Annotated in this window: 14 protein-coding genes; 4 read left to right on the top strand and 10 right to left on the bottom strand. The window is 62.6% G+C overall.

From position 1 onward, the window contains the following. Positions 1–11: 11 nt before the first annotated feature. The gene (locus LPB73_RS11255) at positions 12–587 is read left to right on the top strand and encodes an HdeD family acid-resistance protein (RefSeq protein ID WP_089264182.1); all 576 of its coding nucleotides are present in this window, start codon (positions 12–14) and stop codon (positions 585–587) included. 23 nt (positions 588–610) lie between these two features. Here the strand turns inward: LPB73_RS11255 and LPB73_RS11250 are convergent, their stop codons facing one another. Genes LPB73_RS11250 through epmA form a run of 3 tightly spaced genes read right to left on the bottom strand, consistent with a single transcriptional unit; the run spans position 611 to position 3,079 of the window. Further along, positions 611–889 carry a hypothetical protein gene (locus LPB73_RS11250; protein WP_231080621.1) on the bottom strand — a complete coding sequence of 93 codons (279 nt, stop codon included), beginning with the start codon at positions 887–889 and terminating at the stop codon, positions 611–613. 40 nt (positions 890–929) lie between these two features. Continuing rightward, positions 930–2,030, bottom strand: coding sequence for a lysine-2,3-aminomutase-like protein (locus tag LPB73_RS11245; protein WP_231080620.1), 1,101 nt, complete (start codon positions 2,028–2,030; stop codon positions 930–932). Beyond that, complete coding sequence (epmA, locus tag LPB73_RS11240) at positions 2,027–3,079, bottom strand: EF-P lysine aminoacylase EpmA (protein ID WP_231080619.1); 1,053 nt, start codon at positions 3,077–3,079, stop codon at positions 2,027–2,029. Before epmA ends, LPB73_RS11245 begins: the two co-directional genes overlap by 4 nt. Positions 3,080–3,217: 138 nt before the next feature. On the opposite strand from epmA, the gene efp reads away from it, so the two are divergent. Both efp and LPB73_RS11230 read left to right on the top strand, forming a co-directional pair. Then, complete coding sequence (gene efp / locus LPB73_RS11235) at positions 3,218–3,784, top strand: elongation factor P (protein WP_068736546.1); 567 nt, start codon at positions 3,218–3,220, stop codon at positions 3,782–3,784. Positions 3,785–3,952: 168 nt separating this feature from the next. Then, complete coding sequence (locus LPB73_RS11230; protein ID WP_231080618.1) at positions 3,953–5,182, top strand: lytic murein transglycosylase; 1,230 nt, start codon at positions 3,953–3,955, stop codon at positions 5,180–5,182. 9 nt (positions 5,183–5,191) lie between these two features. On the opposite strand, the gene LPB73_RS11225 is transcribed toward LPB73_RS11230, so the two are convergent. From LPB73_RS11225 to LPB73_RS11215, 3 genes are read right to left on the bottom strand one after another with little or no spacing between them, the layout of a single operon-like run. Continuing rightward, a complete protein-coding gene (locus LPB73_RS11225) occupies positions 5,192–6,580 on the bottom strand; it encodes a class II fumarate hydratase (protein ID WP_231080617.1) in 1,389 nt (462 codons plus the stop codon). A gap of 9 nt (positions 6,581–6,589) precedes the next feature. Continuing rightward, positions 6,590–7,570, bottom strand: coding sequence for a tripartite tricarboxylate transporter substrate-binding protein (locus LPB73_RS11220; protein WP_231080616.1), 981 nt, complete (start codon positions 7,568–7,570; stop codon positions 6,590–6,592). 34 nt (positions 7,571–7,604) lie between these two features. Continuing rightward, positions 7,605–8,954: a class-II fumarase/aspartase family protein gene (locus tag LPB73_RS11215; RefSeq protein ID WP_231080615.1), complete on the bottom strand. Its 1,350-nt coding sequence runs from the start codon at positions 8,952–8,954 to the stop codon at positions 7,605–7,607. Positions 8,955–9,089: 135 nt separating this feature from the next. On the opposite strand from LPB73_RS11215, the gene LPB73_RS11210 reads away from it, so the two are divergent. Further along, positions 9,090–9,839 carry a GntR family transcriptional regulator gene (locus LPB73_RS11210; RefSeq protein ID WP_231080614.1) on the top strand — a complete coding sequence of 250 codons (750 nt, stop codon included), beginning with the start codon at positions 9,090–9,092 and terminating at the stop codon, positions 9,837–9,839. Positions 9,840–9,880: 41 nt separating this feature from the next. Here LPB73_RS11210 and recJ read toward each other — a convergent pair whose 3' ends face one another. The 4 genes from recJ to glpX all read right to left on the bottom strand — a co-directional run bounded on the left by recJ (position 9,881) and on the right by glpX (position 14,027). Further along, entirely contained in the window at positions 9,881–11,719 is a 1,839-nt protein-coding gene (recJ, locus tag LPB73_RS11205) for a single-stranded-DNA-specific exonuclease RecJ (RefSeq protein WP_231080613.1), read from the bottom strand. 47 nt (positions 11,720–11,766) lie between these two features. Further along, a complete protein-coding gene (locus LPB73_RS11200; protein WP_231080612.1) occupies positions 11,767–12,486 on the bottom strand; it encodes a haloacid dehalogenase type II in 720 nt (239 codons plus the stop codon). 79 nt (positions 12,487–12,565) lie between these two features. Continuing rightward, positions 12,566–13,018: a GNAT family N-acetyltransferase gene (locus LPB73_RS11195; RefSeq protein ID WP_231080611.1), complete on the bottom strand. Its 453-nt coding sequence runs from the start codon at positions 13,016–13,018 to the stop codon at positions 12,566–12,568. A gap of 10 nt (positions 13,019–13,028) precedes the next feature. Further along, entirely contained in the window at positions 13,029–14,027 is a 999-nt protein-coding gene (gene glpX / locus LPB73_RS11190; protein ID WP_068736567.1) for a class II fructose-bisphosphatase, read from the bottom strand. Between the last annotated feature and the right edge of the window lie 10 nt (positions 14,028–14,037).

The following is a 14,037-nucleotide window of genomic DNA, read 5'->3' as shown; positions in this document are numbered from 1 at the left end:
GACATGCCGCCATGACCATGCCGCCCAACCTCGCCGAGCTGCAATCGAAGATGAGCGACGCCGTGCGCGCGCATTGGAAGGCATTTCTAATCGAGGGCATCGTGCTGGTGATCCTCGGCTTCGCCGCGATGATCGTGCCGCAGGTGGCCAGCATCGCCGTCACCGTCATGCTGGGCTGGATGTTCTTCATCTCGGGCGTCGCCGCGCTGCTGATGACCTTCTGGGCGCGCCAGACGCCGGGCTTCATCTGGTCGCTGATTTCAGCAATCCTTGGCATCGGCGCCGGCATCATTCTGCTTACGCGCCCAGCCGAAAGCACGCTGACACTGACATTCGTGGTTGGCGTTTATTTCCTCGCCGAGGGCGTCGCGACCATCATGTACGCGCTTCAGCACCGCAAAGAACTGTCCGAGCGCTGGAGCTGGATGGCCTTCTCCGGCCTGATGGATATCGTGATCGCCTTCATCATCATCTCAGGTCTGCCCGGCACGGCAGCCTGGGCCATCGGCCTGATGGTCGGCATCAATCTGGTGATCGGCGGCGCTTCGCTAATCGGCTTGGCGATGGCCGCCCGCAAGAAGGCCTGACCCCGCCAACTGTCTGCAGGGACTCAGCAGCCCTTGCAGATATTCTTGATCATACGATCAAGCTCGCGATCCTGCGCGTCGATGCGAGACGGATCGTTCTTGCCGGTCTCCGGCGGCAAATCGCCCGGGCGCGGCTGGCGATGGCCGATGGGAGCCTCTGGCAGAGCACCGCCGCTGTTGGTCTGTGTGGTCGGCTGCGAGCGCAGGCCCTTGGGTGGCAGGTTGCGGGACGAATCCTGCGCCAGAGCCAGCGAATGGCCGAGAACGAACAGGCCTGCCGTCATCACGAACAATGTTTTCATTTTTTGTCTCCGACACCAGGTGGCGCGTGTAAGCCGATCGCTACGGCTTCGGTGGATAGATATGAACGTCGCCGCAGTAATCCACAACACGATAGACCGATTCCGCAGAAGCTTCACCGTCAGGCTTGAGGTTGACTGAAGAATTCTCGGACAAATATTCGGGACCGATCGGCGCCTTGCCATAACCGCCGGGAATATCGAGCACATAATCCGGCTGGCACAATCCGGAAACATTGCCTCGAATGGCGCGCATCAAGGCCTGTCCCTCCGCGATGCTGGTCCGCAAATGTGCGGTGCCAGGCGCGAGGTCGCCGTGATGCAGATAATAGGGCTTGATGCGGCACTCGACGAAACCGCGCATCAGTGCCGTCAGCGTCGCCGCATTGTCATTGACGCCGCGCAGCAATACCGACTGGCTCACCATGGGAATGCCGGCATCAACCATCAGCGCGCAGGCCGCACGTGCAGCATCCGTCAGCTCGCGCGGATGATTGGCATGCAGCGCCACCCATGTGCTGGCACCCGTGACTTTCAATGCATCCACCATTTCCGCACTCACGCGGCCGGGATCAGCCACGGGGACCCGCGTATGCAATCGAATGATCTTCACATGCGGGATATCAGCGAGATCCGCCATGATCTCGCTCAATCGCCGCGGCGACAGCATCAGGGGATCGCCGCCGGTGAGGATTACCTCCCAGATCTCGTCATGGCTGCGGATATAATCCAGCGCGGCTGAATAGGCGTCGGGTGACAGCGCGGTCTCCTTGCCCGGCCCCACCATCTCGCGGCGGAAACAGAACCGGCAATACACCGCGCAGACATGTACCAGCTTGAACAGCACACGGTCGGGATAGCGATGCACGATGCCGTCGATTGGCGCGTGAGCGTGGTCGCCGATCGGATCAGCGTTCTCTTCGGGCTGCGCGTTCAGTTCATCCACACTCGGAATGTACTGGCGCGCGATCGGATCGTCGGGATCGCTGCTGTCGATCAGTGCGGCTACGGCCGGCGTCACCGCGACTGCATAACGCGCGGCGACTTTCTCCAGATCGGCCAGCGTCGAGGCTGGCGCCAGACCGTTTTCAATAAGGTCGCTGGCTTGCCGCAGGGTTGTCGCAACTTTCACGTGACGGTTCATGACACACCTGCCGGCGGCGTCCACACCACCTGATCAATCCGCGTCGCGCCCGACGCGAGCATCACCAGCCGGTCGAATCCGAGTGCAACACCGGACGCAGGCGGCATCGTTGCGACGGCCTCAAGAAACTCCTCATCGAGCGGATAGCGCTCGCCATAGCGACGCTCCTTTTCATCCATCGCTTCCGTGAAGCGGCGGCGCTGTTCGTCAGCGTCGGTCAATTCGCCAAAGCCATTGGCAAGTTCAACACCGCAGGCATAGACCTCGAAGCGTTCGGCCACGCGTCGGTCACCTTCTTTGGTGCGCGCCAATGCCGCTTCCGGCGACGGGTATTCTAACAGCACGGTCATCCGTCCCTGCCCGAGATGCGGCTCGACATGTTCGACGAGAATCTTGCTGAAAATATCCGACCAGGTATCGTCATCGCTGATCCGTACCTTGCCAGTTGCAGCAGCCGCCAGCTTAGCGCGATCGCCCTCGGAGCCATCGATGCTCGCAAGCAGATCGATATCCGCAAAGCGTGTGAACGCTGCTGCCACGGTCAACATCTCCGGCTCGGCAAACGGATCGGCAACCTGACCGCGAAACGTGAACTGCTTGATGCCTGTTGCCTGCGCCGCGCATGAAATGATCGCCACGCAATCGGCGATCACGGCCTCATAGCTCTCCTCGGCACGGTACCATTCCAGCATCGTGAATTCAGGCAGGTGCTTGTCGCCGCGCTCGCGGTCGCGAAACACCCGGGCGAATTCGAAGATTTTCGTCTCCCCTGCCGCCAGCAGCTTCTTGCAGGCGAATTCCGGCGATGTCCGCAGATACCGCGAGAACCGCTCGCCGTCGCGGTCGATCAATGTCGTCTTTGGCGCATGCAGATGGGTCTCATTGCCCGGTGAGACCTGCAGGACGCCAGTCTCGACCTCCAGGAAGCCCTGAGCCTCAAACCACGTCCGGATACCCTTCGTGATCGCTCCCCGCGCCAGCAGGAAGCCCCGGCGGTCCTGATGTCGCGCCGGGCTCCACCAGGGCGACGGCCGGTCGGTTCCAGTCATCGGCAAACGGCCCTTTTGGGTTGCAAAACGCTGGCATCGCCGCGTGAAATCAGTATGTTGCCCCCCGAAACCGCTTCGCTGGCCACAGGACACACACGTCCGGATCGGTCCCGGGCCTGAAATCTAGGAAACATATCTGTGAAAGTCATCGCCAGTTCTATTCGCAAGGGCAACGTCATCGAGCAGGAAGGCAAGCTCTACGTGGTTCTGTCCGCGGAGAACATCCACCCCGGCAAGGGAACCCCGGTCAGCCAGATCGAAATGCGCCGAATCAGCGACGGTGTGAAGATCTCGGAGCGCTACAAGACCACTGACCAGGTGGAAAAGGCGACGATTGAAGACCAGAACTTCAATTACCTCTACAAGGACGCCGACGGCTTCCATTTCATGAACAACGACAATTACGACCAGGTTCAGGTGCAGAAGGACGTCATCGGCGATGCCGAGCCCTATCTGCAGGAGAACATGACCGTAAAGCTGTCGCTGCATGGTCTGGTTCCGGTGGCGATCCAGATGCCGCAGCGCGCGACCCTCGAAGTCGTCGATACCGAGCCGGTGACCAAGGGCCAGACCGCGTCGTCGTCCTACAAGCCTGCCATGCTGTCCAACGGCGTCCGTACCAACGTGCCGCCGCATGTTGGTACCGGCACACGCATCGTGGTGCTGATCGAGGACGGCTCGTACATCGAACGCGCCAAGGACTAAAGGATCCCGGCTGTCGCAAGACTGCCGCAAGTTTTTCGCAAGACCGCCGGTGGCCAGAAAAAGGCTGCCGGCGGTCTTTTTCATGCGTGACTTCAGCACGTTGGTTGCCTCCCCGCGCCGCGACGCATTGCCCCTGCCGCCGCGCAGGTCATGCGGCTACAATGGGGCATGACCACGCGCGATTCCCTGATCGACCGACGCAGCCTGCTCCGCTCCGGCCTGGGTGCAGGCGCGTTGCTGGCCATGCCCAGGACCGCCGTTGCGGCGCCCGCGGGCTTCGACGCGTGGCGCGACGGCTTTCGTGCAAAGGCAATTGCCAAAGGCGTCTCCGACGCGACCTATTCGCGCGTGATGGGCCGTATCGAGCCGGACATGTCCGTGTTCACCAAGATGCAGAAGCAGCCGGAATTTCACGAGCAGCTCTGGCAATACATCAACCGCCGCGCCTCCGACTGGCGCATCGCCGCCGGCAAGGAAGCGCTGCGCAAGTATGACGGCGTGTTCGACCGTATCGAGCGCGACTTTGGTGTCGAGCGCGGCACGCTGCTGGCGCTGTGGGGCGTGGAGTCCGCTTATGGCGATCCCATCGTGCAGCAAAACCATATGCGCCCGGTGTTTCCGTCGCTGGCCGCACTGGCGTGGAACGAGCCGCGCCGCCGCGCCTACTGGGAAACCGAACTGATCAACGCGCTGAAGATCGTCGACAAGGGCTGGAGCACGCCCGACGAGATGCGGGGCTCCTGGGCCGGCGCGATGGGGCATACGCAATGGATGCCGGAAGTCTGGCTCAATGTCGGCATCGACTATGACCGCGACGGCCGCGTCTCGCCGTTCGGCAAGCCTGACGATGCGCTGGGCTCAAGCGCACGCTTCCTCGTCAATCGCGGCAAATATCCGCGCGGCGAACACTGGGGCTATGAGGTCCGCGCCAGTGGCGCCGGCTCATCGGAGAGCAATCGCAGTTTTGCAGCATGGTCCGCTGCAGGCGTCACCCGCGCCGATGGACAGCCGTTCCCGCAGCCTTCCGCCAATGCCAAGCTCTGGGTGCCTGTACAGGGCGGCCCGGCCTTCCTGCTCGGCCAGGGCTTCTACGCCGTGCGCAGCTATAATCCGTCGATGAACTATGCGCTGGCGATCTGCCATCTCGGCGATCGCATTCTCGGCGCACCGCCTTTCATCCAGCCGTTCCCCGGCTCCGAACGCGCGCTGACACTGGCCGAAGTGCAGGAAGTGCAGACACGCCTCACCCGCGCCGGTTTTGATACCGGCGGCACGGATGGCCGCGTTGGCAACGACACGATGAAGGCGGTGAAGGACTATCAAACGAAGATGGGTCTGCTGCCGGCGGATGGCTATGGCGGGCTGAAGGTGCTCGCGCGGTTGCGGCAAGGCGGCTGAGCCGTTCCGTCAAATCCCCGCCATGCGCAGCGGATCGACATAACGATCATAGTCTTCACCTAAGAGCAGTCCCAGCGCGATCGCGGCTTCGCGCGGCGTGATGGCTTCATCCAAAGCTTTGGCTGTGATGAGTGCGACCTTGTCGTAGCCGATCACGGGATTGAGGGCTGTCGCGAGCAGCGGCGCGTTGGCGACATTCGCGGCGAGCTGTCGCCGATCGACGTCGAGATCGCGGATCAATCGGGACGTAAAGACATCGACGCCATCGGCGAGGATGCGGATCGACTGCAAGACGTTGTAGATGATGACCGGCTTGGCAACGTTGAGCTCGAAATTGCCGGATGCGCTGGCTGCGGTGACGACGGCGTTGTTGCCCGTCACCTGAAAACAGACCTGCACAAGCATCTCAGCGATCGTCGGGTTGCGTTTGCCAGGCATGATCGACGATGTCAGCCCGTCATGCGGGATGACAAGCTCACCAAGCCCGCAGCGCGGACCCGAGCCGAGGAAGCGCACGTCGTTCGCGATCTTCAGCAACGTGACGGCAAGGCCATTGAGCGCGCCGGACACTTCGACAAGCGCGTCATGTGCACCCATGCCTTCGAACTTGCTCGGGTTCGGGACGAACGTAACGCCGGTCAGTGCGTTCAGGTGCTCGCAAAAGGCGCTGTCGAATCCCTTTGGCGCATTGAGCCCCGAGCCGACGGCCGTGCCGCCCTGGGGCAGCATCAGCAGACGCGGAAACACTGCTTCGATGCGGTCAATCGCATGGCCGATCTGGCGGGCGAAGGCATCGAATGCCTGCCCCATGGTCATCGGCACGGCATCCATCAGATGCGTGCGTCCGATCTTCACGACGTCGGAGAACGCGTCCGCCTTGGCGCGAAGATCATCGCGTAGCGTCTTTAAGGCCGGGAGCAAACGCCCGCGCAACTCCAGCGCCGTTGCCACATGCATCACGGTCGGAAAGCTGTCGTTCGATGACTGTGAGCAATTGACGTGATCGTTGGGATGAACGGGTGATTTGGTCCCAAGCGGCTGGCCCAGCAATTCATTGGCGCGGTTTGCGATCACCTCATTGGCGTTCATGTTGGTCTGGGTGCCGGAGCCAGTCTGCCAGATCGGCAACGGGAAATGATCGTCGAAACGGCCTTGCTGAAGTTCGAGTGCCGCTGCTTCGATCGGCGCTGCGATCTCCGGCGCGATCGTCCCGAGTTGCAGATTGGCGCGAACGGCCGCGATCTTCTGCAGGGCGAATGCACGGATCAGCGCGACCGGGAGACGCTCATCGCTAACCTGGAAGACCTCAAGCGCGCGTTGGGTCTGCGCGCCCCAATAGCGATCCGTCGGCACCGCGATGGTGCCGAAGGAGTCATGTTCCGTGCGAACGTCACTCAAGAGTCTGGCTCACTGCGCGCCGACAACGCCCGCTGCCTTGATGATCGGCGTCCATTTGTCGATCTCTGACTTGAGATGCGCGGCCAGAGCATCGGGCGTCGCCCGTTCCGGCGCCACCGGCTGCACGCCGAGCCCGGCAAGCCGGCTCTTCACAGTCTCGTCCCTCAGCGCCACGTTCAACGCGGCAACGAGTTTGTCGATGATCGGCTTGGGCGTGCCCTTTGGCGCGAACAGACCGTACCAGACCGTGTAGGTAAAGCCCGGCAGCCCGGCTTCGGCTGTCGTGGGCAGTTTTGGCAGCGCCGGCGCCTTCTCGGTGCTGGTGACGGCGTAGCCCTTGATCGTGCCGCCATCCACATTGCCGACCACGTTGACGATCTGGTCGCACATGACATCGACCTGCCCGCTCATCATGTCGTTCATTGCCGGACCAGCGCCGCGATAGGCGATCTGGGTCGGTTGCGTACCGGTCGCCGTATTGAGCAGCAGGCCACACAGATGCGAGGCCGATCCGATGCCGGCATGCGCGTAGTTCACTTTCTCCTTATTCGTCTTCATCCAGGCGATCAGCTCGGCGAGATTGGCGGCCGGGAGATCCTTGCGTGCCACGAACACCGACGGGAGATCGACAGCGAGACCGATCGGCTCGTAGTCCTTGATCGGATCGTATTTGAGTTTTGGATACAGCGCCGGATTGGTCGCGTGGCTGATATGGATCAGCAACAGATTGTAGCCGTCCGGCGGCGAGGCCGCGACCTTGGCGCTGCCGATGGAGCCGCCGGCGCCCGTTGTGTTCTCGACGATGACCTGCTGCTTCAGCGGGCCGCTCATGCCCTGCGCCAGCAGCCGCGCGATGGTGTCGCCAGGGCCGCCTGCCGAATAGGGCATGTTCATGGTGATGGTGCGTGTCGGAAAGTCCTGGGCCGAGGCCGGAACGGCAAGGAGCGCACCGGCGAGCACGAATGCGGTCGTCAAAATGTTCTTCGTCATCGAAATTCCTCCCCTGTTGTGTATGTATGTTGTTTCAGCGTCCGCTCATGCTCAGCACGCGATCGACCATCGGACCGCACAGGCCGAGATAGTTGGCCGGGTCGCAGTGACGACGGATGGCATCCTTGCTGCCAAGCGCTTCGGTAATTTCCGGGACCTCGGCGAGGATGTCCGCAAGCTGTCCGCCGCCTTCGATTGCCTTGCGGCAGGCATCGTAGACGACGTCATGCGCATGCTGGCGGCCGAGTTTCGGCGCCGCTGCCATCATCACCGCTTCGGCGACGATAAGGCCGCGTGTCAGATCCAGATTCTCCAGCATGCGCTTCTCATGAACCACAAGTCCGGCCAGCATGAATTTGGCATTTGCCAGCGAAGAGGCGGTGAGCAGGAAGCTCTCCGGCAACGACACCCATTCGAGATGCCACGGCCCGGTTGCACGTTCCAGGTCATGGATCATGCCGTCGAGCATGGTCGCGACATGCTGGCGCACCGCCTTGGCAGCGGCGAGCATCAGTTCGCTTGAAATCGCGTTACGCTTTTGCGGCATCGTCGATGACGCCCCGCGACCGGGCACGAAAGGCTCAGACACTTCGCCGAATTCGGACGATGACAACAGCATGACGTCGGTAGCGATCTTGCCGAGCGTGCCGGTGATCAGACCAAGCAGTGTGACCGCTTCGGCGATGCCGTCGCGGGCGACATGCCAGGTGATCGAGGGCTGATGCAGGCCGAGCTCCTCGCAGAACAGCTTTTGCATCTCCAGGCCGCCCTCGCCCACCGATGCGAGCGTCCCCGCGGCGCCGGAGAACTCGCCGAGCAGGATGCGCGGCAATGCCTGATCGACGCGCTCAATGTGCCGATCGATGGAGGACAGCCAGACGGCAGCCTTGTAGCCGAAGGTCACCGGCAGCGCCTGCTGCAGATGGGTGCGACCGGCCATCGGCGTGTCGCGATATTTGCGGGCCATCGCGCTCAGGATGTCGCGGACCTCGCGCAGATCGCGTGCAACAATCTCAAGCGCTGCGCGTATCTGCAGGACGTTGGCGGTGTCCATAATGTCCTGGGTGGTCGCACCCCAGTGAACGTAGCGGCCCGCCTCTCCGGCAGCTTCAGAGAGCTGATGAACCAGCGGCAGGATCGGGTAGCCGACGATTTCGGTCTCAGCGCGGAGCTTGTCGAAATCGATCCGGATGGATTTGGCGGCGGCCTCGATGGCCTGCGCGGCTTCCTTTGGCACGACGCCGAGACGGGCCTGGGCGCGGGCCAGCGCGACTTCGACCTCGATGTAGCGGCCGACCAGGGCTTCGTCGGCGAAGACCGCCCGCATTTCCGCGGTGCCGAACATGTCCCGAAACAGGACCGAATCGAAAACCGTGCTGCCCATAACGCTTCCTCTTATTATGTTCGTACATATTAAATTGTCCGAACATAAACCGTGTGTCAATCTCCTTCCTTGACGAGATGGTCGCCAATCAGGCTTCCATCCTGCGATCAGGGACTTAGGGGTCGAGGGACGACGGTGGAAAAGCGTTACGCGTTCGTGGCCCGAGCACTGACCGAGGCCATTGCAGACGGACGGCATCCGGTCGGGTCCGTGCTGCCGACAGAGTTCGAGCTGGCGGACCAGTTCGCCGTGAGCCGATCAACCGTGCGCGCGGCGATGCAGGAGCTTCAGGCGTCCGGCCTTGTCAGCCGAAAACGTAATGCGGGCACGCGCGTCGAGGCGGCCTCTCCCGCCAAGGGCGGTGATGGCTTTACGCAGGCACTCAATACGATCGAGGCGGTACAGCAGTTCGGCACCGAGACGGAGCGCCACGTGCAGCATGTCGCCGACATTGTCGCGGACAGCGAGCTGGCCAGCCAGCTCGGATGCCGACCGGGTCGCCGCTGGCTGTGCATCTCAAGTCTGCGCACGATTCCCGGCGACGTCACACAGACGCCGATCTGCTGGACCGATGTCTATATCGACGGCGCCTTCGCCGACGAGGTACGCACGAAAATGGCGGGGCATCATGAGATCTTCGGCACGCTGGTCGAGAAAATCTCGGGACGACGCTTTGTCGAGATCCGGCAGGACATTTCTGCGGTTGGCGTGTCGGACGCGATGGCGGAGCCACTGAAGGCAACGGCTGGCGCGCATGCGCTGTCGATCCGGCGGCAGTATCTGTTCGCGTCAAACGAGCTGGCTGAGGTCTCGCTCAGCATTCATCCGGCGGACCGCTATCGATACTCGACCAGACTGCTCCGCCGGCAAGACATAAATGGATGAGTGCGCCGGTCAAGCCGGGAGCCGACAGACTGAGATTGATATCATCTGATCATCTTCGGCCCGGGATCCGGCGCCGCCACGTCGATCACGCGCATCTGCACGCGCTCGGCACCTTGCCAGCGATCGACGGTCAGCGAGCCCGCCACATGGACAGGCTGACCACGCAACTCCTGCAACGCGTTGCCGAGCTTCTGCCCCACTGAACGAAACGCGATGCCGTTGACGATGGCGCCGTCCGACGCCTTGAAGCGCAGCCGCAGATGCGCCTGCCCGACTTCATCGACATAGACGAGCTGATGCGCCGGCAGAGCGATCACTGGCTCCGGATTGGCAGCGCCAAATGGCCCGGCGCGATTGAGCGTATTCACCAGATCCGTCGTCACGCCGCGCGCGGTCACGGCGCCGTCGATGAACAGTTCTTTCTCGTTGCGTGACTTGCCGACATCGGCGGCCAGCGCGCTTTCGATATAGGCGCGGAATTCACCGAGCCGTTCCTTGCGCAGCGTGATGCCGGCGGCCATGGCGTGGCCACCGCCTTTCATCAGCAATCCGTCAGTGACCGCCTGTCGCACGGCCTTGCCGAGATCGACGCCGGAGATCGAACGGCCGGAGCCGGTGCCGATCCCGCCGGGCTCAAGCGCAATGGCAAAAGCGGGCCGCGCGAATTTCTCCTTGAGCCGGGATGCGACGAGCCCGACCACACCGGGATGCCAGCCTTCACTGGCTGTCACGACCACGGAGCCCTTATCCTCCAGCCCCAGTGACGCCAGCGCCTCCGCTTCGGCCTGCGCTTCCGCGGCCTGCTCGATCACGCGTCGTTCGATGTTCAGTCGATCGAGTTCGGCAGCGATCTTCGCGGCCTCGGAAATATCGCCTTCAAGTAGCAGCCGCACGCCCAAGTCTGCGCGCCCGATCCGGCCGCCGGCATTGATGCGCGGTCCCAGCATGAAGCCGAGATGCCACGCTTCCGGCGGACCGTTCAAACGCGCCACATCCATCAGTGCGGTGTGGCCGATGTGATCGCGGCGGCGCAATGCGATGAGACCCTTGGCGACGAAGGCGCGGTTCAGGCCGATCAGCGGTGCCACGTCGGCCACGGTGCCCAGGGCCACGTGATGCAGCATGCCGAGCAGATCCGGCTCCGGCATCTCGGCGGTCCAGAAGCCGCGCTTGCGCAATTCGCGATTGACCGCGACGAGCGTGATCAGCACGAGGCCGACGGCGGCGAGATGACCGAGACCGGAAATATCGTCGAGCCGGTTCGGATTCACCACGGCATCCACGTCAGGCAATTCCTCGCCGGTCTGATGGTGATCGATGACGACCACGGACATGCCGAGCTTCTTGGCCTCGGCCAACGGTTCGAAGCTCGTCGTACCGCAATCGACGGTCACGAGCAGTGTCGCGCCCTTGCCGGCCAGCGCTTTGATGGCATCCACATTGGGGCCGTAGCCCTCAAAGATGCGATCGGGAATGTGAATCTGCGGGTCGAGTCCGCAATGGCGGAGATGCCAGGCCAGCAGCGCCGACGACGTCGCGCCGTCGACGTCGTAGTCGCCGAAGATCGCCACTTTCTCGCGGCGCTGCGCGGCATCCGCGATGCGCTTCGCCGCCGCTTCCATCTGCGTGATGGTGAACGGGTCCGGCATCAGCTTGCGGATTGTGGGATCGAGAAAGTCTTCGACCGCGTCGAGTTCGATATTGCGGCCGGCGATGACGCGCGCCAGCATTTCCGGCAATTGGAAACGCTGCACCATGGCCAGCGCCCGCGCCGCCCCGCGCTGGTCCACCCGGTCGCGCCAGATCCGCCCGGTGGCGGATTCGGTGACGCCGAGAAAGGCCTGTTGGGATTCGACGGGAATGATGGTCGGTGGCGTCATGGCATCAGCAATAGGCCGCGCAGCCGCTTTCGGCAAATCTCAGGCCGTCAGCAGCCCATCCGCTTCGCCAGATCGTTGAAATCATCCGCCACCACGTCCCACGGGCCCTCGGCCTTGAAGTCGCGGTTCTGGTGCGGACCATATTCAGTAACGCGCGGCACGAAGGCGGTCTTGAGGCCGAGTTTGTGTGCGGCATCGAGATCGCTGTTATGGGCGGCGATCATCATGACTTCCGCAGGCTTCAGATTGAGCAGTGCGGCCGCGCCGAGATAGGCCTGGGGATCGGGCTTGTAGTGTTCGAACAGTTCCGCGCTCATGATCAGGTCCCATGGCAGGCCGGCGAATTTCGCCATGTTGGTCAGCAGCGCGACATTGCCGTTCGACAACGGGCTGATGACGTATTTTGTCTTCAGCCTGGTCAAGCCGCTCACCGAATCCGCCCACGGATGCAGCCGGTGCCAGCCGAGTGTCATGTAATGCAGATCGTTGTCCGAGAGCCCGTTGATGCCGAACTTGGCGACCAACACATCGAGTGACTGCCGATGCAGCGCGTCGAGCTTGACGAAGCCGCGCTCGGGATGATGGCGCACCACGTCCATCGACGGCATATAGGCCTGCCGCCAGGCATCGACGAGCGCGGTCCAGTCAGCCGTGATACCGCGCGCTTTGCCGAACGCGGTACAGTCAGCAATCAGGCTGGAACGCCAGTCAACCACGGTGCCGAACACGTCGAACACCAGAGCCTTGACGTTATCGGTCTCGCTCATGGTCTCATCCCCGTTTTGTTTTCTTGGTTTTTAGTTCGATTAATCCGAGCGCATGTTGGCGCGCTCGGATTGCCTTTGATCAGAGTATCTTCCGGTACTGCATAAATCCGGAATTGTCCGCGACCTGATCGTAGAGAGTCCTGGCCTGCGCATTCTCGTTCTGGGTCAACCAATGCACGCGGCTGCAGCCGTCAGCCTTGGCCTTTGCATAAACCGCTTCGATCAGAGCGCGGCCGATGCCAAGTCCCCGCGCGCCGTTGTCGACGAACAGGTCCTGCAGGTAGCAGTAGTTACCCGGCGTCCAGGATGAGCGGTGATACAGGAACTGCACGATGCCGGTGAGCTTGCCGTCCACATAGGCACCGAGCAGAAACATCTGCTCGGTGGCGTCGTGGAAACGCTTCCACGCGGTATCGGTCGCGATCTGTGGCAGCGTCGCCTTGTAGAAGGTCAGATAGCCCTGCCACAGCGGCTCCCAGGCAGCCCGTTCATCGGGGCCGACTGGGCGGATGTCAACATTCGCCTTCGCCATGTGACCGAACTCAATCCAGGTGGAATTTTTCGAGCTGGCGATGCTCGCCCTTGATGATGCGCACGGTGCCGGTCACCGAACGCATCACGATGGTCTCGGTCTCGATGACGTCGCCGCGGAACTTGACGCCCGACAGCAATGCGCCGTCGGTAACACCGGTGGCGGCAAACAGGCAGTCGCCCTTCGCCATGTCCTCGATGCCATAGATCATCTTCGGATCGGTGACACCCATCTTCAGCGCACGCTCGCGCTTCTCGTCGGTATCGAGGATCAATCGGGTCTGCATCTGGCCGCCGATGCAGCGCAGTGCTGCAGCTGCCAGCACGCCTTCCGGTGCGCCGCCAATGCCAAGATAGATGTCGATGCCAGATTTGGCGGGATCGGTGGTGTGGATGACGCCGGCGACGTCGCCGTCCGGAATGAGACGCAGCGCCGCCCCGGTCGAGCGGATCGCTGCGATCAGTGCTTCGTGCCGCGGCCGCTCAAGCACGAGGGCGGTGATCGCCGACACCGGCACGCCCTTGGCCTTGGCGAGGCGCTTGATGTTCTCTTCCGGCGATGCGTCGATGTCGATCACGTTCTTGGCGTAGCCCGGGCCAATCGCGATCTTGTCCATATAGACGTCGGGCGCGTGCAGCAGCGTACCGCCGTCGGCCATCGCCATGGTGGCGATCGAGCCCGGCATGTCCTTGGCGCACAGTGTCGTGCCTTCCAGCGGGTCGACGGCAATGTCGACCTTCGGGCCGGCATTGATGCCGACCTTTTCGCCGATATAGAGCATCGGCGCTTCGTCGCGCTCGCCCTCGCCGATCACGATGGTGCCGTCGATCGGCATCTTGTTGAGCTCGCGGCGCATCGCATCAACCGCTGCCTGATCCGCCGCCTTCTCCTGCCCATGACCACGCAGCCGCGCAGCCGACACTGCCGCGCGCTCGGTCACGCGAACGATCTCCAGCGTCAGAATGCGCTCGAGCAGTTGCTGCGGCGGGACGGTAATATGGGTCGACATGGGCGGGCTC

The sequence above is a fragment of the Tardiphaga sp. 37S4 genome, assembly GCF_021044645.1.
In the GTDB taxonomy this organism is placed as follows: Bacteria; Pseudomonadota; Alphaproteobacteria; order Rhizobiales; family Xanthobacteraceae; genus Tardiphaga; species Tardiphaga robiniae.
The sequence above is the reverse complement of the archived record's forward strand: the minus strand, read 5'-3'. Positions and strand labels throughout refer to the sequence as shown.

Excerpts from the sequence above, each read along its gene's own strand:
- LPB73_RS11220 (WP_231080616.1), bottom strand. The coding sequence starts at position 7,570 with ATGACGAAGAACATTTTGACGACCGCATTCGTGCTCGCCGGTGCGCTC.
- LPB73_RS11250 (WP_231080621.1), bottom strand. The coding sequence starts at position 889 with ATGAAAACATTGTTCGTGATGACGGCAGGCCTGTTCGTTCTCGGCCAT.
- epmA (WP_231080619.1), bottom strand. The coding sequence starts at position 3,079 with ATGACTGGAACCGACCGGCCGTCGCCCTGGTGGAGCCCGGCGCGACAT.
- LPB73_RS11255 (WP_089264182.1), top strand. The coding sequence starts at position 12 with ATGACCATGCCGCCCAACCTCGCCGAGCTGCAATCGAAGATGAGCGAC.
- LPB73_RS11230 (WP_231080618.1), top strand. The coding sequence starts at position 3,953 with ATGACCACGCGCGATTCCCTGATCGACCGACGCAGCCTGCTCCGCTCC.
- LPB73_RS11200 (WP_231080612.1), bottom strand. The coding sequence starts at position 12,486 with ATGAGCGAGACCGATAACGTCAAGGCTCTGGTGTTCGACGTGTTCGGC.
- recJ (WP_231080613.1), bottom strand. The coding sequence starts at position 11,719 with ATGACGCCACCGACCATCATTCCCGTCGAATCCCAACAGGCCTTTCTC.
- LPB73_RS11195 (WP_231080611.1), bottom strand. The coding sequence starts at position 13,018 with ATGGCGAAGGCGAATGTTGACATCCGCCCAGTCGGCCCCGATGAACGG.
- glpX (WP_068736567.1), bottom strand. The coding sequence starts at position 14,027 with ATGTCGACCCATATTACCGTCCCGCCGCAGCAACTGCTCGAGCGCATT.
- LPB73_RS11245 (WP_231080620.1), bottom strand. The coding sequence starts at position 2,030 with ATGAACCGTCACGTGAAAGTTGCGACAACCCTGCGGCAAGCCAGCGAC.
- LPB73_RS11215 (WP_231080615.1), bottom strand. The coding sequence starts at position 8,954 with ATGGGCAGCACGGTTTTCGATTCGGTCCTGTTTCGGGACATGTTCGGC.